This is a genomic window from Bacillus sp. RC51 (assembly GCF_044908115.1).
GTDB lineage: Bacteria > Bacillota > Bacilli > Bacillales > Bacillaceae_G > Bacillus_A > Bacillus_A mycoides.
Map to the genome: position 1 here is coordinate 331,713 of NZ_JBIYCW010000004.1, position 22,506 is coordinate 354,218.

18 protein-coding genes and 3 pseudogenes are annotated in these 22,506 nt (G+C 32.5%); 6 read left to right on the plus strand and 15 right to left on the minus strand.

The window, feature by feature from the left end; all coding sequences use genetic code 11:
* Positions 1 to 478: 478 nt before the first annotated feature.
* From ABH959_RS12140 to ABH959_RS12155, 4 genes are all read right to left on the minus strand, one after another.
* Positions 479 to 2,182, minus strand: coding sequence for a M4 family metallopeptidase (locus ABH959_RS12140; RefSeq protein ID WP_033709145.1), 1,704 nt, complete (start codon positions 2,180 to 2,182; stop codon positions 479 to 481).
* 690 nt (positions 2,183 to 2,872) lie between these two features.
* On the minus strand, positions 2,873 to 4,819 hold the full coding sequence (locus ABH959_RS12145; RefSeq protein ID WP_113936423.1) for a bifunctional metallophosphatase/5'-nucleotidase: 1,947 nt from the start codon (positions 4,817 to 4,819) through the stop codon (positions 2,873 to 2,875).
* Positions 4,820 to 5,395: 576 nt separating this feature from the next.
* On the minus strand, positions 5,396 to 5,911 hold the full coding sequence (locus tag ABH959_RS12150) for a DinB family protein (protein WP_113936424.1): 516 nt from the start codon (positions 5,909 to 5,911) through the stop codon (positions 5,396 to 5,398).
* Between the two features lie 84 nt (positions 5,912 to 5,995).
* Positions 5,996 to 6,148 (minus strand): hypothetical protein, encoded by a 153-nt coding sequence (locus ABH959_RS12155; protein WP_181777901.1) that lies wholly within the window; start codon positions 6,146 to 6,148, stop codon positions 5,996 to 5,998.
* Positions 6,149 to 6,447: 299 nt separating this feature from the next.
* On the opposite strand from ABH959_RS12155, the gene secY reads away from it, so the two are divergent.
* Entirely contained in the window at positions 6,448 to 7,752 is a 1,305-nt protein-coding gene (gene secY, locus ABH959_RS12160; protein WP_002069884.1) for a preprotein translocase subunit SecY, read from the plus strand.
* A gap of 97 nt (positions 7,753 to 7,849) precedes the next feature.
* Here secY and ABH959_RS12165 read toward each other — a convergent pair whose 3' ends face one another.
* From ABH959_RS12165 to ABH959_RS12180, 4 genes are all read right to left on the minus strand, one after another.
* Positions 7,850 to 8,080, minus strand: coding sequence for a hypothetical protein (locus ABH959_RS12165; RefSeq protein ID WP_404492632.1), 231 nt, complete (start codon positions 8,078 to 8,080; stop codon positions 7,850 to 7,852).
* Positions 8,081 to 8,242: 162 nt separating this feature from the next.
* Positions 8,243 to 8,908 (minus strand): TetR/AcrR family transcriptional regulator, encoded by a 666-nt coding sequence (locus ABH959_RS12170; protein WP_404453796.1) that lies wholly within the window; start codon positions 8,906 to 8,908, stop codon positions 8,243 to 8,245.
* A 24-nt stretch (positions 8,909 to 8,932) separates the two neighbouring features.
* On the minus strand, positions 8,933 to 10,096 hold the full coding sequence (locus ABH959_RS12175; protein ID WP_404453799.1) for an FAD-dependent oxidoreductase: 1,164 nt from the start codon (positions 10,094 to 10,096) through the stop codon (positions 8,933 to 8,935).
* A gap of 217 nt (positions 10,097 to 10,313) precedes the next feature.
* Positions 10,314 to 11,231: a DMT family transporter gene (locus ABH959_RS12180; protein ID WP_404447838.1), complete on the minus strand. Its 918-nt coding sequence runs from the start codon at positions 11,229 to 11,231 to the stop codon at positions 10,314 to 10,316.
* A 148-nt stretch (positions 11,232 to 11,379) separates the two neighbouring features.
* On the opposite strand from ABH959_RS12180, the gene pdxR reads away from it, so the two are divergent.
* Positions 11,380 to 12,819, plus strand: a complete 1,440-nt coding sequence (gene pdxR / locus ABH959_RS12185; RefSeq protein WP_404453802.1) for a MocR-like pyridoxine biosynthesis transcription factor PdxR — start codon at positions 11,380 to 11,382, stop codon at positions 12,817 to 12,819.
* Positions 12,820 to 13,159: 340 nt separating this feature from the next.
* Here the strand turns inward: pdxR and ABH959_RS12190 are convergent, their stop codons facing one another.
* The 4 genes and pseudogenes from ABH959_RS12190 to ABH959_RS12205 form a co-directional block, all read right to left on the minus strand.
* Positions 13,160 to 13,582 carry a DUF3995 domain-containing protein gene (locus ABH959_RS12190; RefSeq protein WP_002085376.1) on the minus strand — a complete coding sequence of 141 codons (423 nt, stop codon included), beginning with the start codon at positions 13,580 to 13,582 and terminating at the stop codon, positions 13,160 to 13,162.
* Between the two features lie 158 nt (positions 13,583 to 13,740).
* On the minus strand, positions 13,741 to 14,274 hold the full coding sequence (locus ABH959_RS12195) for a TetR/AcrR family transcriptional regulator (protein ID WP_404447844.1): 534 nt from the start codon (positions 14,272 to 14,274) through the stop codon (positions 13,741 to 13,743).
* A 242-nt stretch (positions 14,275 to 14,516) separates the two neighbouring features.
* On the minus strand, positions 14,517 to 15,014 hold the full coding sequence (locus ABH959_RS12200) for a DUF421 domain-containing protein (RefSeq protein ID WP_002189697.1): 498 nt from the start codon (positions 15,012 to 15,014) through the stop codon (positions 14,517 to 14,519).
* Positions 14,998 to 15,270, minus strand: a pseudogene (locus tag ABH959_RS12205) (hypothetical protein). The gene ABH959_RS12200 and the pseudogene ABH959_RS12205 overlap by 17 nt, the downstream one beginning before the upstream one ends.
* A gap of 127 nt (positions 15,271 to 15,397) precedes the next feature.
* On the opposite strand from ABH959_RS12205, the pseudogene ABH959_RS12210 reads away from it, so the two are divergent.
* Positions 15,398 to 15,639, plus strand: a pseudogene (locus ABH959_RS12210) (hypothetical protein).
* A 35-nt stretch (positions 15,640 to 15,674) separates the two neighbouring features.
* Here ABH959_RS12210 and ABH959_RS12215 read toward each other — a convergent pair.
* Positions 15,675 to 15,878, minus strand: a complete 204-nt coding sequence (locus ABH959_RS12215) for a hypothetical protein (RefSeq protein WP_000290880.1) — start codon at positions 15,876 to 15,878, stop codon at positions 15,675 to 15,677.
* Positions 15,879 to 16,276: 398 nt separating this feature from the next.
* Here ABH959_RS12215 and ABH959_RS12220 point away from each other — a divergent pair, with 398 nt between their 5' ends.
* Entirely contained in the window at positions 16,277 to 16,930 is a 654-nt protein-coding gene (locus ABH959_RS12220; RefSeq protein WP_033729412.1) for a CPBP family intramembrane glutamic endopeptidase, read from the plus strand.
* Between the two features lie 82 nt (positions 16,931 to 17,012).
* Here the strand turns inward: ABH959_RS12220 and ABH959_RS12225 are convergent, their stop codons facing one another.
* Positions 17,013 to 17,891 (minus strand): SDR family oxidoreductase, encoded by an 879-nt coding sequence (locus tag ABH959_RS12225; protein ID WP_404447851.1) that lies wholly within the window; start codon positions 17,889 to 17,891, stop codon positions 17,013 to 17,015.
* Between the two features lie 345 nt (positions 17,892 to 18,236).
* Positions 18,237 to 19,607 carry an aminotransferase-like domain-containing protein gene (locus ABH959_RS12230; protein WP_404492633.1) on the minus strand — a complete coding sequence of 457 codons (1,371 nt, stop codon included), beginning with the start codon at positions 19,605 to 19,607 and terminating at the stop codon, positions 18,237 to 18,239.
* 127 nt (positions 19,608 to 19,734) lie between these two features.
* Between ABH959_RS12230 and ABH959_RS12235 the strand changes: the two genes are divergently transcribed.
* Together ABH959_RS12235 and ABH959_RS12240 are read left to right on the plus strand one after the other, a co-directional pair.
* Positions 19,735 to 20,673 carry a DMT family transporter gene (locus ABH959_RS12235; RefSeq protein ID WP_404492634.1) on the plus strand — a complete coding sequence of 313 codons (939 nt, stop codon included), beginning with the start codon at positions 19,735 to 19,737 and terminating at the stop codon, positions 20,671 to 20,673.
* 17 nt (positions 20,674 to 20,690) lie between these two features.
* A pseudogene (locus ABH959_RS12240) lies at positions 20,691 to 22,389 on the plus strand (M3 family oligoendopeptidase).
* Positions 22,390 to 22,506 lie beyond the last annotated feature (117 nt).

The following is a 22,506-nucleotide window of genomic DNA, read 5'->3' on the forward strand; positions in this document are numbered from 1 at the left end:
ACACCCTTTCTTTATATAGTACGAGCTATTTATTATGCTCATACTAAATTACACTGCTTAAATTAATGTAGAAATCTCTTTTACTTCACCCCCATATTGACTATTTTCACGTATGTATTTCAATGATCTTTTAATACGAAAACGTTTGCATTAATGCTTAAAAAAATAGATTTTTTTCGCCTTAATATAGTTGTAAATACTAAAAGATCAAGGAAATCATTTTAAAGCAATCGTTTGTTATCGCTTTCATTTTATAGCACTTACTATTAAGAGGTCAATATATTATTAATTTTCTGTTTTTATATCCTTGAAATCTTATATATTTGTCGTAATTTATTGAAGATAGATGCCTGATTATTGCTTAGTAATTTTATTTTCACTAATACATTGCTACGTAAAAAATCAGCTAATATCCTTAAAATGACATTAGCTGATTTTCATAATGTATTAATATATGAATGGAAACTATATTTCTAACTTACTTAATTTTTGCTGCATCAAATGCTTTTTGCACTGCTTGAACTTCAGCTGTATTCGCCCCATATTTATTAGTTGCCACTCGAATACATGCTGATTTCAATTCTTTGAAATTAGATGTCATGTTTAACTCATCTGTATTTGCATAATAGAAAATATCAAACATTTTATCTTCACCAATTCCTTTAACAGTTACTCCGTTATGAGTTCCGCCTTTTGCAATGAGATACGCAACTTTATTAATAATACTTGAATTAAAATGAACGCCACCTTGATCCCATCCATTAAAATCGTTAAATTCACTGTAATCATCTGGATACGGTACTCCAAGTGAAGATGGAACAGAAGCTGGGTTTTCCATATCACGGAAAACAGATCCAGTTTGTTCGCCCATTGTCCAGTTAAAGCTTCCATTATTTACGTATTTCTCAATAGATGTTCCCATAATATCAGATAGCGCCTCATTAATCGCACCAGATTCACCGTAATATTCAAGATTAGATTCGCTAGAAGTAACAGCATGTGTAAATTCATGTCCAGCTACGTCATATGCCTTGACAATAGGATCGCCATATACAAGCATACTTCCATTATTAGCACTTAATGCATTTTGCCAATTTTTCGGATCGTTCGTATCTTCAGAATCCCAAGCATGTACAACTGAAACTACCTTTTGTCCCTTATTATCAAAACTATTACGCTTATATTTATCTTTATAAAAATCAAATACCTTTGTTGCTAAGTAATGAGCACTTACTGCTTTTGGATCGTTAAATGTTGTTGAAGTACTGGTTGCTAGTGTACCAGGATAATAGCTTTCTTCTTTAGTAATATCTCTGTAATTCACATCATATGTTTCAATTCCTTGCCCTCTTGTATAATCAGCAAGTGCATATTTGCCATTACTTTGTTTAGAAATACCAAATGAACGAGATATACCTAAATCATCTTTTCCTGTTCCAGTTAATGATGTAAGACTACTTTTTTTACTTTCCTTTAAAGCTCCAACTAGTTTTTCACTTGCTTTTAAGTTAGATTCTTGTACCATATTTTTTAACATATCACCATTTTGTGCATTTACTAAATAAGTTCCAGAAACATAGTTTGGTGTTGCCGCTTCAAAGGTAACTTGGTATGCATTGCTAGCTTGTCCATTATTTTCATCAACAAAAATAACTTCCTTAACTTCTGGCTCAGAAATAAACTTGATATCGTTCCCGTATTTCGTATAAATATATTGTTTCGCTCCATCTTTTGATAGATTAATAGGCTTTTTCAATTCTTCTTGTTTTAAATTTTGCGCGCTATCGCCTGAAACACTTTTAATAACACCCTTATTATCTACGTGTGCAGTTAATTGATGGCCATATACTTCTTTTCCTTCGTATGTTTGCTGCATACGCACAAGTGTTGTTCCATCATACGAACCACGTTTTTGAAGAACTTTATAATCTACTCCTGTTTCTCCATTGACTTGATTTGGAGAAAGAGCTTGTTCAGCTTTCTCCTTAAGAGCATCCTTTACTACATTTTCTGGTGCTTTTTGTGACGGTTGTGTAAGTTCACCCGAACGGAATGAGTCCTCCTGAATTTGAACTTGTAGTTGATCTGTTTCCTCTGCATGACCTATTCCATATGGTGCCACAGCTGTTAAAGCTAATCCTGTTGTTAATGCTACCTTAGTTAATGTCTTTGTGTTTTTCATTTTTTCACCTCGTATAATTTTGAAATAGAAAGCTTGTACAAAGTATACTGTCTATTTATGTCGAAAAAAAGAGAAAATACAAAATATATGTAATATTATGCAAAATTACATATATGTGGTCGATAAAATAAAAAATGAGCCCTTTTAGGTGCTCATCCAATTGGTTAGTCGTTAATTATCTATATTCATTCTAATCAAAGTACACTTATATCTTATTAACAACATAAAAAACCACTCTTTACTATTTTAAGAATTGTAGTCAAATACTTTAGTGAGGTGAGGCAACGCATATACAAGTTAGATTTTTCAATATAATTTTGTTATTTATGTCTATAGCTGCATGGATTGGAACGTATTGAGACTGCTGAAGTCTTATATGAGTTTCAGACTTTTTTATCTTGTCAAAAATATCTTTTAAAGATAAATTTTTCTCCCCATTTAAATATAGAAAAGGACGTATCTATTGCATGTTATTAACTTAAGGTATGTTCTTTTAAAGCATATTATAAATATACATAGCGAGAAATGAAACAATAATTATTCAAATGAAAAACCCCCTGAATTTTTAAAGCAATCCAGGGGGTTTTTTACCGATGATTTTCTATATTTCCATACCGATCACAAACTTTTTTAGGATAATGGTATGTCCAAGTTGAATAGTTTGTTGCACGAGAGCCATCTTTTTTATATTTATTTAATTATCCTACTAAGTTTTTTGTAAAATTCACCTTTTCTTTTTACATGATTAAACTGATTTGGATTAATATTAGCTTTTTGTGAGAGTGCTACAATCTCTTCTTTTGTAATTGAATCTTTAGTATTTATAGATGCTATATTTGTATATTTTCCATCTTCTGTTTTTGGGATTTCTAAAATCCCTTTATTTACAAGATCAACTACAGCCTTATGCTCTGAAGAATGTGTATCTACACCAGTAATTTTCCAATTATGCATAACTTTTGGCGTGTATACACCGTTCTTTACCTCTTTTAAATATGTAATAGCAAGATTACGAATGGTTCCACCTGTTTCTCCGAATGCATTCTCTTGTTTAGATGACCAAGTTTGTTCAAATTTACGTCCCTCTAAAGCTCCCCCTTTTGCCTGAAGAGCCTCCATTCTATACGCATTCATTCCTAGCGTCATAACATCGCTCATTTTGATTGGTTTATTTGTACGAATAGAGCGTAAATTTGTAATTCTACTACCATATGGTTTTGTTAAGTCAATTTCGTATTTTACGCCTCCAAAGAAATCGTTCGTACTGTATTTAGACGCACGACGGTTTTTATCAAAGCTAACTGTTACATCTCCGGCACGAGATGAGTTAAAATATCCTGCTGCCCATTCCATATAGTCTTTTAAATCTTTTCCAGTTATCTTATATACTGTAATTTCTCCCAAAGCATATTGATAATTATAAGCAATATCTTTCTTCTTTATAGGACCTATATCCAAACGGGCATAATCATTATCAATTTGATGGGCTACTACATCCGCCTTGCTGTAATGGAGCATGACTTCATGAAAGAAATCTGATAAAGGTGTCTCTTGAATCTGCACACTTGGAATACCCTTTATTTCATTTTCAGGAACAAGGTTTCTACCCTTTAATTGAGCGACTACAACATTTGCATCTCCTCTCGCATACTCATGAAAAGGTGTTAGTGTTTCTTCAAGTGTAGAATCAGATAATACTGTAGTTCCATCAGCATTTTTTACAGGTATAGCGGTAGCTGTTTTATCTTTTAAAACAAGCTTCCCATCTTGCTTTGTAAAAGTAAGGTCAATACGTGAAATATGCGTTCCGTATTTATCTGGTTCTGTAATAATCACGCCATTTACAACTTCTTTTTTTACAAGTTTATGCATATGAGCCGCAAAAATAGCGCTTAGTTCCGGACAAGCATTCGCAATATCTTGAACACCAGTACCTGGGATTCCATTCTCATTTTCTAGTCCCATATGCATAACCCCTACCATTACATCTACTTTATCTTCTAATTCTTTAATAGCCTTTTTTGTCTCTTCTACTGGATTTTTCACTACTAAACCATCCAAATGATCTGTCCCTTTTTCAAAATCACTAATCATTGGTGTATTCATACCAATAATCCCGACTTTAATTCCACCTTTTTCAACAATCGTATATGCAGGAAGAAAACGCTCTCCATTTTCCTTATAAATATTTCCTGCTAACGTCTTTCCCTTGTATTGCTGACTAACTTTTTTCAATGTATCTAATCCAAAGTTGAATTCATGATTTCCAAATGCCCAGGCATCATATCCCATTGTATTCATCGCTACCATCATTGGCGATTGTGGCTTATCGTTGAATAATTCTACTGAGTTTCCTTGAATTGTATCCCCGGCATCTACTAATATGGTATTTGGATTTTCTTGACGTACCTTCTTTATAACCGTATAAAGCTGCGTCAAACTTCCACTCATATTTGCTCCATCAAGCGCATAATCCCAAGGCATAAATCTACCATGAATATCTGCAGTACCTAACAATGTAATATTAACATTAGATTCCTCAGCCTTAGAAATAGCTGGTTTGACTGTTACTGCTGTTACAAGAAGCATAAGAATAATAAAATAGCATACATAGTTCTTCCATTTCGTTTTTTGCATAATATCAATATTTCTCCCCTTTTTGTACTGTCATAAAGTTGCTTGAACTTTAAAAATATAACTTGTTATTCAGAAAACTTCAACTGCAAAAATAAAGAGAATAAAATGCATATATCCCTTAATAGAATTGTATTTTATCGTTTTCTGACAAAATACTTATTCCTCAAACGCGTGAAAGGTGCTTACCCAATGGTAGGTGTAAGATTACTTTCAAAAATTTGGACATATAGCTCATTTCCGAAAATCATTATAACTTAAAGATATAGTGTGTAATGCTGATTACATTTTCGGATTTCATTGCCAATTTATTTTTTTCTAAATGAAAATGCTGAGATCACTTCCAAAAATAATAACCCCGCTCTTCATTTAAGACGGGGTTACACTTATACAGCAAATCGGATTCAGATTTTTTTGAATGTTCGTTTCCTCTTCAGGGGGAAGATCTACTAGTTTCGTAATTTCTTCAGCTTATTGGTTGCTTTCAACTAAATTCATCATAATTTTAATCAGGATTTCTATTTTATCACTCGAAACCTTGATGCTATCCCAAATCGCTCAAAAAATAGATAATGATGTTTACTTTTCAACTCCACAAAGTAATTTTATCTCTTTAATTTGTTCTATATGACGCTGTTCATGCAAATAGATCAGTTCTATCCACTGATCAAGAAGTAATTCTCCAAGAGCTGGATGCGTCACTGATTTTTTCGCTAATATAGATTCATCTTCTATTGTACTCAGGAAGCGCATCAATTCTTTTCTAGAGTCGTTTAACAAATCAACCATTTGCTGCACTTCAAATGGTTCTATACTTGGTTCAATCATTTCTGGGGCTATAAATTTTATCGATCTATCTAATAAAATAGTGTGAATTTCTTTACGCTCATTTAAGATACTATCCACCTTTTTTAATCCCGATGAAATAACTGTTATAACTCTCTCATCTAATAAAACTAAGTGATGACAAACTTGTGCTATACTCCATTTATCCTTATCTGGTTTCCTATTAAATTGAGCATCACTTAACAAAGTAATTTCCTCAAATAATTGATTTCTAGTTTCATAAAACTTGTCATTTACAAATGTATTCATGTGAATTCTCCTTTCATTAGAACCTACATACTTAGATTCCTACGCTAGAAATATTCTCTATGGAAAAAAGATTTTCCTTCACTATTATTCCAATCCAATCTTTTCTTTCTTTAGTAGGTTCTCTAATTCATGCTGAAACGTATGAGTTCTCTCAACATCCTTGAAGATTTCCTTGGGGTTATTATGCGCTACAGCTACATCATAATACTTTCCACGGAATCCCTTCAATATAACCACATAAAACGTTCCTAATTATCAATCTAGCATTAAATATATGTAAAAAATCATCCTATTCATTCATTTTTAATGCTTATGTATGTACATTTGTTAATTTATTAGTTATATTATGGGTATTGAATGATTACGAAAAGTCAATAAATCGCTTGTATAACACCTTATATTTTTATATCCGTGAAAACTACAAAATGTATAAAATTCCATTTGTCAAATGAATTTAATGCGGAAGGAGGTTTGTGGTTACTTCATCGGGATATAATAATCAGTTTTGAACTGATAAAAATATAGGAGGCGACATAATGTTTCGTACGATTTCAAATTTCATGAGAGTAGCTGAGATAAGAAACAAAATTCTTTTTACACTAGCGATGCTAATTGTTTTTCGAATTGGCACGTTTATTCCAGTTCCTCATACTAACGCAGAGGTATTAAAAGTACAAGATCAAGCCAACGTTTTAGGTATGCTAAACGTATTTGGCGGAGGAGCACTGCAACACTTCTCAATCTTTGCTGTAGGTATCACACCATATATTACAGCTTCTATCATTGTACAATTACTACAAATGGACGTTGTACCTAAATTTACAGAATGGGCAAAGCAAGGAGAAATGGGCCGTAAGAAATCAGCTCAATTTACTCGATACTTTACAATCATTCTCGCATTTATACAATCCATTGGGATGTCTTATGGTTTTAATAATATAGCAGGTGGACAATTAATTACAGATCAAAGCTGGACTACATACTTATTTATTGCGACAGTTTTAACTGCTGGTACTGCATTTTTACTTTGGTTAGGTGAACAAATTACCGCTAATGGCGTTGGTAATGGAATCTCAATGATTATCTTCGCAGGACTTGTTGCGGCGATTCCGAATGTCGCTAATCAAATTTATTTGCAACAATTCCAAAACGCAGGCGATCAGTTATTTATGCACATAATAAAAATGGTTTTAATTGGACTCGTAATTTTAGCGATAGTTGTTGGTGTTATTTACATTCAGCAAGCTGTTCGAAAAATACCGATTCAATATGCAAAAGCTGTTTCAGGAAACAATCAATATCAAGGGGCAAAAAATACTCATTTACCTCTTAAAGTAAATAGTGCAGGTGTAATTCCTGTTATCTTTGCTTCAGCCTTTTTAATGACGCCGCGTACAATTGCGCAGCTCTTCCCTGATTCAAGCGTATCTAAATGGATAATTGCGAATCTTGATTTTGCACATCCATTTGGAATGACACTATATGTGGGTCTTATCGTTGCCTTCACATATTTCTACGCGTTTATTCAAGTAAATCCTGAACAAATGGCTGAGAATTTGAAAAAGCAAAACGGATATGTCCCGGGTATTCGCCCAGGAAAATCTACAGAACAGTATGTAACAAAAATTTTATACCGTTTAACATTTATCGGTGCGATTTTCTTAGGAGCAATTTCAATATTACCACTTGTATTTACAAAAATCGCTACATTACCACCATCTGCTCAAATCGGTGGTACAAGTTTACTAATCATCGTAGGTGTTGCATTAGAAACGATGAAGACGTTAGAAAGTCAACTTGTGAAGCGTCATTATAAAGGTTTTATAAAAAAAGTGAATTAATTACAAAAACACACTAGGATATAAAGACCTAGTGTGTTTTTTATTCTATAAAAATAAAACCCTCATTTTCTCGCTTCATATTTTTATCTTTATTTTATTACCATAAAAGTAGCTCCTTTCTCTCACCTTCAATATATCCCTCGGTGGTTATAAAAAGTCTCAGCATGAATTTATCTATAATTAAATAGTCTGGTACAAAATCTTTTAATGTTATTACTTGCTTTCTAACAATTATTTTGTCACCTTTTATTCCAAAAACTTTAGCTTCTAAATAATCAATTTCACCTAAAAATAAATCTATCCTTTGATATATAGGGATTCCAGCCAATTCTTTAACTTCTGGTTATATTGTGTAAGTTGTCTATTACTATCGTATAAAAAGAGATATTGAAATTCATTAACAATGTAGTTTGTAGACACAGGTATCATATTTTTCTTTCAAAAAAAACAGAGTGCCGCTCAACTAGCTCTCTGTTTTAAACTAATTATATTATTGCGTATGTAAAATACCTTGCAAAACAACTTCTAATCCCCAGCGGAATCGTTCTTCTCCACCAGATAACATATCTTCTTTTAGACTTACAATCATTGGATACCTTGCTGTATCTAAAGCCTCATACGAAGCACGAATTGGGTCAAGAGTGGTACCTTTTTCTTTGCGAGCTGTTTGTTCATATGCGACCGAAGCAGCATATAACAGTAAAATATCTACTCCCCATGCTGATGCTCTTGCATTAACTCCACCTTCATGTAATTGACGCAAAATCTGTTCAGTAAGGGCTAAAGAATTTGGCCCAATTGGAATTGTCATTAAAGCTAATTCTGCCATTCCAGAAGAGTCGAATAAAATTCGAAAATATGAATGTACAAGTGTAAATAGTTCTTTTTTCCATGGTTCATTTTTCTCATCTGTTATTTCAATTTTCCCTAGACCATAATCTAATACATACGCTCTTAATTCATCAGCATTTTTTACGTATACATATAAAGAAGACGGACCTGTATCTAATACTTTTGCAATTTTACGCATACTAAGGCCAGAAATACCTTCAGACTCTAATAGGTCATAAGCAGTCTTAACAATGGTTTCCTTACTTAACGGTTCTTTTGCTGGTCGTGAACGACGACTAGTAATTGTATTCGTTTGCTCTTCCATAGTTCTCCTTTAGTAAATATATTTTTATTGTTGCTCATGAAGTTGATTCATAAGATTATACATTTTCATAGTAGCATCCTCCGAGAAACAAATCTCAAGATTATCATTTGACACTTCAGCGGATTGAGAAGAATAATCGTACATTTTTTCTTCGTAATTTTCAATTGCCTCGTTCAAATTATCATGTTTTACAATAGATAATGCAAGTTCTGCCGCATCACGCATCGCTAGATTCACACCTTCTCCAGCAAATGGAGACATTAAATGTGCAGCATCACCAATTAAAGTAACACCAGGCTTACTTTTCCAAGTTAGTCCAACAGGTAACATGTAAATTCGTCTAGGAAAAATCGCACCATCTGCACATCTAATATAATTTTTAAGTGTTTCATCCCAGTCTTTGAAATATTGTAGAAGTTGATGTTTTGCTTCTTCTAAATTTTTAAATGGAATTCCACAATTATCAAGCCATTTTTTATCTGTTCTAAAACTTAAATACACGCGAATACTGTCATCTCCATTTAATTGCGCAAGAATCCCTTTATGCTCCGCAAGTGCAAATACTTTGCCACGTCGATTAAATTTCGCCATCTGAGGATGATTTTTCGTTACATTTTTCAAATTCAATTCTACCATGCTAATACCAGTATATTGCGGTATAGAATTTGTGACAAGTGGACGAATTCGAGAGAAGGCACCATCTGCTGCTACCACTAAATCAACAGTGTCTACATGTCCATTTTCAAAATGAAGTTCATGTATACCATTTTCTACAGGAATGGCTTTTGTTAAGTTATAGCCCCAATGTATACATTGCGGATCAACAGAATTTAAAAGTAACTCACGTAAAGTGCCTCGATCAATTTCTGGACGATCTCCGCAATTAGGATCCGCTACTTCATCTAAATATATTTTCCCGTTCTTATCACATAAACGAAAATCTTCTCCCTCATATCTAGCAAGTTCATTAAATTGTTCTAACAATCCTGCTTCTTTAAGCGCCTCTTGTCCGGAATCATGATGAATATCTAATGAACCTCCTTGTTGCCGAATCCATGGTGATGTTTCTCTTTCATATACGACACATTTTAAACCATGTTTCTGTAATATACGAGCTAATGTTAAACCTCCTGGTCCAGCACCTATAATTGCAATACGTTTTTCTCCTTTATTTTTTCTTTCCATCATTTATCACACCTTATATTTTATTGAATTACTTGTTTTATTTATAACACAACGTACACTGTTCGTAAAGTACACCGTTCGTTAATTACTAAGCAAATTATGTTAAACTTAATGTGTAAAAATAAAAAGCATGTTACAAGTCGGTAGTAACATGCTTTTTAAGTTGATAAAGTAATAAACTTTTATTAACTTAATAGTCCAATGATTCCATTTGTATTATTTACATTTCTTTCTTCAATAACTTCCCTTGCTTAAAATAAACGCCCAGCGTAGAACGATTTGCTAAAAATACACCAATCAAGATTAAACAAGCACCAATTCCCATTGCAGGATTTAATGGTTCTCCTAATACAAAATAACCTACAATAACAGCAATTAACGGAGATACATACAACCAAGTCGATGGAAATACTGGATTTGTTTTTGATAAAAGCCAGTAATATAAACCGTGTCCACCGATAGATCCTACAAATATAAGATATAAAATTGGCCATTGTACATTCCAAGATGTTAATACAGCTAAATTCGGCTGTTCCATTACAACAGATACAATTAATAGCAAAACTCCTCCATAAAACATTTGAATGCCGTTAATAAGAAATGGTGATACGTTAGGTAAATCTGAAAGTATCTCTTTAGAACGAATAGAACCTATTCCATAAAACAACTCTCCTACTAATATAACAAGGCATGCAATACTCCATATGAAAGTAAGTTCTTGATGCATGCCAGGTAAAGATATAAACAAAACTCCTGTAAGTGCTATAACTAAAGCAACAAGTTGTTCTTTTTGCAATTTTGTTTTATTTCTCTTTGATTGTAATAGCAAAATCATCATTGGGGCTGTTGCAGATAAAACTGCAGCTAATCCAGAAGAAATATATTGTTCAGCCCAGTAAAGGGTCGCGAATGTCATAAATGTTAAACAAAAACCAGCATATATAATACGTTTCGATAATAAGTAAGGCATAATATCCTTTCGCTTTAATTTAAAAATAATAATGAGAATAAGGCCCGCCAAAAAGAAACGAATTCCAGCTGAAAATAATGGTGGTGCCCCCGCTTCTATTCCAATTTTTATCGTTAAAAATGTCGTTCCAAAAATAATACATACTAAAATATAATTTAAAATGACCATTTTCCTTCCTCCTTTTTACTCTTGAAATGAGTATAGAGGATATGGTGTATAACAGTGTATCCACGCATATAACAGTTGAATAAAAATATAGTTGATTGTCAGGATGTTTTTCGCTTTAATTAAATTAAAAAGAAAAACAGGTGATTCTATGAAGATAGTACTACGTAAAGAATCCAACATACCATATTACCAACAAATATATATGCAAATTGTTGAGAGAATTCAAAGCGGGATGCTTTCACATGGCGATTACCTCCCTTCTTTACGTTCTATGGCCGATGATTTGCAAATTAGTTTATTAACTGTTCGTAAAGCTTATAAACAGTTAGAAACGAAAGGTTATATACGAATTGAACAAGGAAAAGGTGCCTATATACATAAACGTGTGAATAAAGAGTTCAAACCAATTCCATATCAATGGCAACAAACGAAATCCATTAATGTTATGCGTTCTCAATATGTGATGAACCAACACCGTAAATATTTCGATTTTTCACAGGCGGTCCTTTATCCGCGTTTATTACCAAATCCGTTTCTTTCAGATGAAATGCACAAATTACTTAATAAAGATCAAATGATACTAGCAACTTACGGACCTGTTCAAGGCGATAAAGAACTTAGAGTGGAAATAACAAACTACTTAAAAGAACACCAACAATTAGTTACAGATCCATCTCAATTATTAATTACAAGTGGTGCCCAGCAAGGAATCGATTTAATCGCCCAAACATTATTAAAGCCTGGAGACATAGTGTTAGTAGAAAGTCCGTGTTATGGGGCGGCGCTTGATGTATTTGTTAATAAAGGAGTTCAAATTATCCCTGTTAGTCTTGATAACAACGGCATTCGCTCAGATTTAATCGATGATATTTGTCAAAGAAAGAATCCTGTTTTGTTATATGTGAATCCTACTTTTCAGAATCCAACGGGCACAGTAATGAGTAAAAAAAGAAGAATGGAACTTGTAGAACTAGCAGAGCTATATAACTTCTTCATTATTGAGGATGATTCTTTCGGAGAAATTTATTTTGAGGATTTTAAAATTCCCCCTCCAATAAAAAGCTTTGATACAAATGGTCATGTTATATATTTAAAAGGATTTAGTAAAACGTTAGCACCAGGTCTTCGCATCGCGGCACTTGCAGCTGAAGGACATATCTTTGAATGGTTATACGCTGTGAAGGCTTCGATGGATATTGGTAGCCCTTTATTAACGCAGAAAGCACTACTTCCTTTTTTACGAGCGGAACGGATGAAAAATCATTTAGAAAAATTACGGACTGCTTTACAAATTAGACGCGATTTAACAATTGATATATTATCTCCATTAAAAGAATTAGAATTTGAAATACCTAATGGAGGATTTAACTTATGGGTTACACTCCCTCAGTCAGTCGATCCTTTTACATTATTACAAAAAGCGAATGAAGTTGATGTTTCTTTTTTACCTGGAACAGCTTGTTTGTTAAGCCATGAAACTCAATATAATCATTTGAGAATTAGTTATTCAATGTTAAATGATAAAGATATGTTGATTGGATTAGAAAGATTACATGATACAATTGCTAAGTTTAAATCATTCATTTAAACTCCAAAACAACAAATAACCTCTTATTCACACAATAAAAAACCAACACTTTAAAATTTTATTAAAAGTCAAGATATAAGCTGAACCTATTATTAATAGTGAATTCTTATCTAATGTCATACATTATATTTATAAAAATTAAAAGGATAGAAGAGCTTGAATAAATTCGCCCTATCTATCCTCTTTTTAAACACAAATGACTAATCATAGCGGACTTCGCTGTCACCAGAACCCGTATTGCTCTATTGCTATGCTCAAACTTCTTTTTATTACTACTTGTTCAATAAGAGGTGTTTTCTTCCTGCATAAAATTTATTTTATAGGGAATTCATTATACTTATTAAAACAACAACATGATATAGACAAAACCAAAGAATAAACATAATGGACTATAGAACCAAGTGTCATATCTAGCAAACTGAGAATGTTTAATTTTTTTAAAAAATCCAACAAACTTAAAATCACCAATTGCCCTAATAATGAAAACTAAAGCACAGACAATACTTCCGATTTTAGATAAACTATTTGCTTCGAACCCCTGCAAATAACCTACTTGAACAACAATAATGACACTAGCTAATAGAATAAGAATGGCTACGAATAATGTTCCCCATATTCTCGGAGTAAAAGCAGGCTTATGTTCTCCCTCTTTTACTGGGATAACAGCAGCAGAACCCCATCGACCTCCAAAAGCCCAATAAATATGCAAAAAACTGATAAACCACAGAAGCCCCACAGCCACTACTATTAATAGTAATTTCATTTATTCGCCCCCAATTTCGTAACTTCAAAGATAACATACACTACCGTATGTTATAGTGGAAATTTTGTCCCTTCAGGTTTTATAACCATACTAGGGACATTTATTATCGAATAATCAATTATGCCTCAGCATAATTGCGTCCGGAGGCTTTACTTTTTTCAATGGATGTTTGGACACCCGCTGAAAGAAGTTAAAAGCTCAACCATTTTATCAATATCAAAATTAGGATTTGCTTCAAACCTTGTCATCCATCCTACATACGTTAAATAGGCAAGTCTCGCTCGATCAATTGATTCAGTTTCGTCTACGCCCATTTTTTGATACAATTTTGCAACACAAGAAATTCTTTGTTCTTCTATATCTACTAAACGTGCTGCCACAACAGGATCATATTTAGCCCAAGCATAAATACCATTCTCAATTTTTTTATCTCGATTAAAACTAATCTGTAATAGCTGTTCTAAAGAGGCATCCTGTTGCTCCATACTTTGAACAATCAGCTTTGTTGCATGTACCTCCCAAAAGTCGAGCATAGAATCTAAAAGCTCTTGATGGTCACGAAAATAGTGATAGAAGCTTCCTTTGCTTATTTTTAGCAATCGAGCAAGTGCTTCAATGCGAACTTTATGTATACCTTCATTAGCTAATTGTTGTAATCCTACTTTTATCCAGTCTTCTCTCGTTAATTGCATATTATCTCTCCAATAAAATACGCTAGCGTATTTTTTACGTTAGATTACTACTATTCTCATTTTTTGTCAATTATTCATTCTGTTTATTTTTATGAACTTTAACGTTGTTGTTAATCGTAATATTGATCGTCATCACCCTCGATAAATTAGATAACACGAAAGTCCCTTCAGGATTACTGAAGGGACTTTTACACGTTTGCGAAAAGTGCCTTTATGTACAAGAAGCGCTTTTTAGTCTAAAACTATTTTTTCAGATTACATTGCTCTAGAAGCTTTTCTAGCATTTCCAAAGTAACTGGTTGTGCCTTGGTAGTTAGTTGATACCCAATCCGTCCATTCGTTTCTACAGTTGCTTGTTGTAAATTCTTGATTTCATGTATGCCTTTTTCTCTCAGATGCATAAATAATTGTTGTTCTGACATTTTCGCGCGTAATAAATTCTTTTTTAAGATTTCTCCGTTTTCTATAACAATAATGCTAGTTCCATTTAGAAACTTTTCTACTTTTCGTGATTTCAATTCAAAAAAATGAATAATAAGTAAAACACCCGCAAAAATAAACGCAGCAAAAATAGATGGGCCTACTTTCCTACTTAATATAGGTTCTACAATAATACGTCCTATAGAAACCACAATAATAATTTCAGCTCTCGTCATTTGGCTAACAGATTTACTACCTGTCAATTTTAAAACAATGATTCCAGTGAGGATTAAAATAATGCTTTCAAAAAGTATATTCATTACAGCCCAATCCTTTAATAGTGAATGTTACTAGTATTCCCATTAAAGGATTTTTATGATATTTTAAAGTATCCATTCACTTTACGTGCCTTATTCTTTGAAGCACCTCTCTCCCAGCTAGTAATGGTAAAGCATCAACTTCCTTCATTGCTTCTACTTGTGATTCGTTACGAATCATTGCATACACAGTATGACCTTCTTTTATTAGCATTGGTATTAAAGAACGTGCTGTTGCACCTGCCACAAAAATTTCCATATGTGCTTCTTCTTATTTTGAATATCATAATTGAGACGAGACATATATAAGCTATGTATAATAATCAATATGAAAGATTCATCCAAAATTAAAGCTATAATGTTGGCTAGCAACCAATAGTGATAACATGATAATTGAATTTGATGGATATGGAATTAATGAGTATGTTATTGGTCATAACTGTTCTATCAGTAAATTAAAAAAATGTATTTTAACGTAAAAAATGAAGAGTTATCTAATGAGGAGCTTATAAATTTATTTTGTGTACGTTATCATTTTTAAAACATTCCAAAGTCATTACAAGAAGACATTAAGACCGATGTCGTCATTGACTTAGATACGGACTATATTTATATCCCTAATAGATAACAATAACCCAGTAAACTAAAATGGTTTAATGTAACTTACGATTCAGACAAGAATTTAATAAAATAAGTAATTGCCCAAATAGAAGTCGCGAATTGAGTGACAAAATACATTGTCCATTCGAAAGAAGTCAGTTTTCTCTCTCGTTTAATCTTCTTTAAGTATCTGTAAAATATTAATGTACTCAAAAACATAAGTAATAAAGAGAATTGTTGTAAATCATCGACTATACGTACCGCCATAGACTCCATCACCCTCCTATACAAAATATAGACTATACTTTAAGGATATCATTTTTTTGGTAATGATTCCCTATATATTTAATGAAGTTAAAAAATGTTTTATGCGATATATGTGTACAGATAATAAAGTTGTTTAATTTTGTTCTTAGAAATACATTAATCGCCTACTCATAAATTTGATGGGCGATTATTATTTTTGTTTAATAATTGCTTTATTTCAATCACGACATTAATAATAGGTTTTGGTCTAAATGATTCTTGCAAGGAATCTCCTAATCTTGGACTTACTGATTTGGAAAAATAAAATTATTATGATCGTCTCAATTACCATTATTTTGGAGAACAATGTGCTATTATATATTCGTAATCAATGAAATAATAAGAAAGAAGGGGTAGTTGTGGAAACAAAGATTATAGAAACAGAGAAGAAAATTGATTCGAAATCCCTTTTGGCTTTGGGATTATTAATTATTTCCGGGATTGTATATCAACTTTTCGCAGTGTTAGGAGATAATATACCTGAAGTATTGAGGATGATTTTTGAAGCTTTATGGAATCTTGTATTATGTGGAATTATAGGATACTATTTTTTAGGGAAAATATCATTAGAGCAATTTAAACATTTTAATTTCAAGACATTACTTTGGGGTTTGCCTTTAACAATTATCGTAGGTATGGCTTCCAACTTAATATTCAGTTACATTTTTGAACCTGCAACTAAAAATTCCGTTGCTGAAGTAATAAGTATTTCTATGATTTTATTCCGTGTACCCTTTATGTTAATGGGTGAAGAGTTGATTTGCACTAATATAATTATCGCATTACAAAAATTAGGATTAAAATTTGGCACGGCATCATTAATATGTAGTTTGTTGTTCGCTTTGTGGCATATTCCAGCTTATGGTTTTGTGCCAATGCAGTTATTAATAACTATAATCCCAATTAGATTAGCACTAAATTATATATGGAAAAATTCAAAAAGTATTTGGGTAAGTTGGATTTGTCACTTTATTTTTGACTGTATTTCATTTGTACCAATGCTTTTTAAATAACCATTTTATTTTTAAAAGGACTTTATTATTTGCGTATTGTATAAAGAACAAGAGCACTCAGCTATTGAGTGCTCTAAAAACATTAATTTTGATTCAAAACATTCTCCTCAAAATATTTCCCCCAATCTGGGCGTCTTCCATCCATATCTGTAAATCCATACTCTCTTCCTAATTCCCATGAACTTAACGCTCGTCCCGTTTTTTCATGAACATTTGGATCACTTGCTAAAGCTGCTACTGCTCTTCCAACAAAGAAAGGAGTTTCTGATGCGATAAAATGAGGGTCTTGTTTAGCTCCTTCTCGCCAATTCTCCTCTGTTACACCAAATATATCTAACATCGCTTCTGAACGAAGGAATCCTGGACTAACTGCGACAGCTGTAATATTGTGTTGTTCTAAATCTTTCGCCATAGCTTCTGCTAAATGAATTGTTGAGACTTTTGCTAAACTATAGTACAAATTACCTCGATATTGATAATCGACTCCATCTGTAATTTCAATAACAAGTCCCATTTTATTTTTCACCATTAATGGTACACCGTAATGGCTTGTCATTATATGAGAATGAACAGCTCTTTGTTGCATAAGTAGTCCGTTATGTAGGTTGTGTTCCCAGAAAGGTTTCTCCCATTCCGTTAAAGGATCGCCGCCCCAAACATCGTTTACTAAAATATCAAGCTGTCCATTTTGTTCGTCTTGAATCTTTGTAAATAATACTTTAATATCTTCTTCTACCGTATGATCAACACGAACTGCGATTCCTTTTCCGCCTTGCTTTGTAACAAGCTCTGCCGTTTCTTCAATCGTTTCAGTTCTTCCCATACAGGATAAATTCCCTTTTGTACTTCTTCCTGTTACATATACAGTTGCACCGGCTTCACCAAGCATCATCGCAATACCTCTTCCGGCGCCTCGTGTTGCTCCGGCCACAACTGCTACTTTACCTTGTAATGGTTTCATATCATTCTCCTTAATTATTTTTGGTACACTCTTATTATCATATTTTTTATATAGATTTCTCCATGTGGAGTAATAAATTTTAACGTAATTACACCACAAACACCATTATAAAACTGAAACTCACCTTGCATATTTGATATAGAGACTTCCTTATCTTTAAATGAGCTTCACATTTGATATAGGAATGTTGTTATGATCGACAATAACAGCCTTCGTATGAATTGCAACTGTTATACATTCTTTACTTTTCTTATTATATATAGTAATTGTAATCACTCCAATGACTACAGCAACACATACATAAAGCCATTATTTTTCTGTACACAACAAGACCCTTCATAAGCACTATTCTTTTTTGAACTGAAAATCTACACGGTTCATTCGCTTTATTTCCTCACTTACTTTGCGAATCCCTTCTTCAATCTTGTCTTCTTTTACATTTGATACGTTTAACTTTAACAATCTCTCTTTATGAAAGTTACTTAAATAATTTTTATCAATAGAATCTATGCTTATTTGACTCTTGCTTAAATTTTTAATAAATGTGTCCGTGACTATATTTCTGTTCAACTGTAAACAAGTATGTATCCCGATTGGATCAACTGTTCTATAAGTAAACAAATGTGGATTTTCATTTTGAACACCTTCTACTACTGCCGCTAGTTTTTTTGACCTATTGTAGTAAGATGCTTTTATTTTATGTTTATGCCGATCAAACATTCCGCTCTTTATGTAAATTTCTAAAGCAGCTTGCGAAATCATAGGACTATCGATATCTAAAATCTTTTTATACTTATAAAAGGCATCTGTAATGGATTGCGGGATGACTGCAACACCGACTCGCAAACCAGGAAAGATGATCTTCGAATAACTTTTTAAATATATAACATGATTACAATTATCTTGGCTGTAAAACGTATCTACTTTTGAATCAGTTTCTAAATCTGCTAAATAGTCGTCTTCCACTATAAATACATTATATTTCTTCGCAAGTTTAATAATCTTTTCTCTCTCTTTTTTAGAATACGAAGTTCCAAGTGGATGATGAAATCTTGGAGTTGTATAAAAGAATTTAATTTTTTCTGTGCTAAATATCCGCTCTAGTTCATTTAAATCTATCCCTTCATGCGTACGCTTTATTCCGATCACAGGGATCTTATTTATTTCTACATATTCAATATATAAATGATAACTTGGCTGCTCAATTAGTATCGTTTCGTTTTCATTCGGAAATGGTATTGAAGTTAATATAGCAAGCGCCTGCTGCACACCTGACGTTATAAATATATTATCTTCCTTTGTGAAAACTTGATAGTTTGCTAACTGTTTTTGCACAACCGATATTAAAGATGGTAACCCTTTCGGTGTTCCGTATATAAACAAATCATTCTTATATGTATCAATCGCTTTATTAATGCAATGCTGAAAATCTAAGTACGGAAAAACATCTGGATCTGGTGCTGAGGAAGCAAAATCAATCATCTCGTTATTTTCTATGTAACTCCCAGATTTCTTAACAACATAGTATCCACTTTGAGGTACAGAATAAATAATATGGCGCTTTTCTAATTCATGCAGCGCTCGTATTACAGTCGCCTTATTACATTCATATTGCGTAACAAGTGACCGTATAGACGGTAATTTCTTCCCTTCTTTTATCTCTCCATTTTGAATCATACGTTCTAAGTCATTTAAAACATGTAAATATTTATACATCATTACACCCCCTACATTTAATTTGTACCGGTACAGTTTGCATTTGTTCACATTGTAGCACTAGATCAGAAAGATTACTATATACGTATACTGGCCAGTAAGAAATCAACTACTATGAGGTGAAATTATGAAAAATACAACAAAAGCATATATATCCGCATTACTCTATTCATTTATTATTGGATTTTCATTTATGTTTGTGAAACTAGCACTAACCATTACGAGCCCTATTGATACTCTTGCTCACCGTTTTACAGTTGCTTTCATAGCAGCAACCATTCCGGTTATTTTCGGTTTTGTAAAGTTAAATATTTCACTCAAAAACATACTTGCACTTTTACCACTCGCAATATTTTATCCAGCATTGTTCTTTGCTTTCCAAGCATTTGGCTTAGTATATACAAGTTCATCTGAAGCTGGAATTATACAAGCAGCGATCCCTATATTTACGATGATACTAGCTTCCTATTTTTTAAAAGAATATACGAATACATGGCAAAAAACATCAGTATGTATTTCTGTCATAGGTGTCATTTATATATTTGTTATGAATGGTATAGGGGCTCATGAAACGAGCTTCATCGGTGTTATCCTCATTTTATTATCGGCATTATCATCTGCTTGCTATAATGTATTAGCTCGAAAAATGACAAAGAAATTCAAGCTAATGGATTTAACATACACAATGACAGCAATCGGTTTTATTAGTTTTAATTTCATCGCAATCATTGACCATATGAACAAAGGTACAATAACTGTATACTTTAAGCCATTTACGAATGGAACATTCCTTATCTCCATTTTATATTTAGGATTATTATCTTCCTTACTAACAGCATTGTTATTAAACTATTCATTATCTTATATTGAAGCAGCGAAAATAAGTGTTTTTAGCAACTTATCTACACTTATTACCATTATCGCAGGCGTTGTATTCTTACAGGAGCAAATTGCCTACTATCATATTGTCGGTACACTTATGATTGTTCTTGGAGTAATAGGCACAAATTTTCTAGGCAAAAAAGGAATCATAGCGAAAAAGAAGAATACCTCCTTGAGTAAATAAAAAGTGAGGGGTAAATAATGCAGAACTCTAATACGATCGATATCCGTAATATACATGAGCTAGAAAACGAATTGTCTACTTTATTAAGTAAACCCATTTCTTCAGGAGAAGATTTAGAAAATCGGCTGAAAATACAGTCGAAATTAATATGGGAAATCGAAGAACAATTAAGATCACACTATATTGACTTTCAATGTAATACAGATAACAGATAACAAAGAAATAAAAGATACATTTGAATATGATCAACAATATGTAAGGCCTCTTTTGAAACGTTATCAAAATTCATTTGATAATAAATATTTAGAGTCACCATTTCGAATGCAACTTGATCCAAAAACTTATAGCTTACTAGATAAAAAAATAAAAAATGCGCAAACATTATTTTGTGAAAAAAACATTGATTTAGAAGTAAAAGAAGACAAATTAGTAACTGAGTACTTCGAAATTACAGGCAGTTTGACTGCACTATGGGATGGCGAAGAAAAAACAATTACTGAACTACAGTCTTACTTACAAAATCCGAATCGTGATATACGAAAAAAAGCAAAAACGCTCATTTCTGAAAAATTCTTATCTGTTGAAAATAATTTACAACATATTTTAAATGAATTAATTGCAATCCGTCACCAAAAGGCAAAAAACATTCAATTAGATAATTATCGTGATTATATGTTTAAAAAATATGAACGTTTTGATTATACGGCTGATGATTGCTATGAACTGGCTGAATCAATACGACAATATGTTGTGCCACTTACAGATAAAATATTAAATGAGAAAAAAGCTGAACTTCAAGTGGATATCCTTCGTCCATGGGATGTAGCAGCTGTAGCTCCCAATCAAAAAGTGTTAAAACCTATTCAAAATGAAAAAGAGTTAATTGAAAAAAGCACTCACATCTTCAATAAGCTAGATATTGAATTTTCAGCACTACTAAACCGAATGCATAAACATAATTGCTTAGATTTAAGAAGTCGTAAAGGAAAAGCAGCTGGTGGTTTTTGTGAGTACTTACCGGCTTCTCAATTATCTTTTATTTTTATGAACCTTAACTATACACAAGATGACATCCTTACTTTCATTCATGAAATGGGCCATAGCATTCATAATGAATGCATAAAGCAACTAAAGATACGACAATATATAGAAATCCCCGCTGAGACAGCTGAATTAGCTAGTATGACAATGGAATTATTCTCGATAAAATATTGGGATGCATTCTATAAAGATAAAAAAGATTTGAAACAAGCAAAAGTTAACTTCTTTAAAGATATTATTACTTATCTTCCAGGTATGCTAATAGTTGATCAATTCCAACACTGGCTTTACGAAAACCCAAATCATACTTTTGAGGAAAGAAATGAAAAGTACTTAGAGCTTCAGAAAACTTATCAATCTAGTGTAGTAAATATTGATGGTTATGAAAACTGGTTTGCAAATGGCTGGTTACCTGTACTACATATTTATGAAGTACCATTCTATTATATCGAATATGCGATTGCACAGCTCGGTGCACTGCAAATGTATAAACAATATAAAGAGAATCCTAAACAAGCACTACAAAATTATAAAAAAGCATTGTCTTTAGGTAGTACAAAGACTATTAAAGAAGTGTATGAGGCAGCCGGCATTCACTTTGATTTTTCTGGAAAAACAATTAAAGATTTAATGGCATTTGTAGAAGAAGAATTAAATTTACTTGAACAAATATAAGTAAAAAAGATGCACCTAAAAGTAATCTGTACCCTTTGTAAAGGACATTTTGAAAAAAGTTAGGCAACATCAAGAAGATGATTTCTGTATCCAACAGGAGTCATCTTTTTTAAATTC

Coding starts and splice junctions, on each gene's coding strand:
- ABH959_RS12140 (WP_033709145.1), bottom strand. CDS start 2,182: ATGAAAAACACAAAGACATTAACTAAGGTAGCATTAACAACAGGATTA.
- ABH959_RS12145 (WP_113936423.1), bottom strand. CDS start 4,819: ATGCAAAAAACGAAATGGAAGAACTATGTATGCTATTTTATTATTCTT.
- ABH959_RS12150 (WP_113936424.1), bottom strand. CDS start 5,911: ATGAATACATTTGTAAATGACAAGTTTTATGAAACTAGAAATCAATTA.
- secY (WP_002069884.1), top strand. CDS start 6,448: ATGTTTCGTACGATTTCAAATTTCATGAGAGTAGCTGAGATAAGAAAC.
- ABH959_RS12170 (WP_404453796.1), bottom strand. CDS start 8,908: ATGGAAGAGCAAACGAATACAATTACTAGTCGTCGTTCACGACCAGCA.
- ABH959_RS12175 (WP_404453799.1), bottom strand. CDS start 10,096: ATGATGGAAAGAAAAAATAAAGGAGAAAAACGTATTGCAATTATAGGT.
- ABH959_RS12180 (WP_404447838.1), bottom strand. CDS start 11,231: ATGGTCATTTTAAATTATATTTTAGTATGTATTATTTTTGGAACGACA.
- pdxR (WP_404453802.1), top strand. CDS start 11,380: ATGAAGATAGTACTACGTAAAGAATCCAACATACCATATTACCAACAA.
- ABH959_RS12190 (WP_002085376.1), bottom strand. CDS start 13,582: ATGAAATTACTATTAATAGTAGTGGCTGTGGGGCTTCTGTGGTTTATC.
- ABH959_RS12195 (WP_404447844.1), bottom strand. CDS start 14,274: ATGCAATTAACGAGAGAAGACTGGATAAAAGTAGGATTACAACAATTA.
- ABH959_RS12200 (WP_002189697.1), bottom strand. CDS start 15,014: ATGAATATACTTTTTGAAAGCATTATTTTAATCCTCACTGGAATCATT.
- ABH959_RS12215 (WP_000290880.1), bottom strand. CDS start 15,878: ATGGCGGTACGTATAGTCGATGATTTACAACAATTCTCTTTATTACTT.
- ABH959_RS12225 (WP_404447851.1), bottom strand. CDS start 17,891: ATGAAACCATTACAAGGTAAAGTAGCAGTTGTGGCCGGAGCAACACGA.
- ABH959_RS12230 (WP_404492633.1), bottom strand. CDS start 19,607: ATGTATAAATATTTACATGTTTTAAATGACTTAGAACGTATGATTCAA.
- ABH959_RS12235 (WP_404492634.1), top strand. CDS start 19,735: ATGAAAAATACAACAAAAGCATATATATCCGCATTACTCTATTCATTT.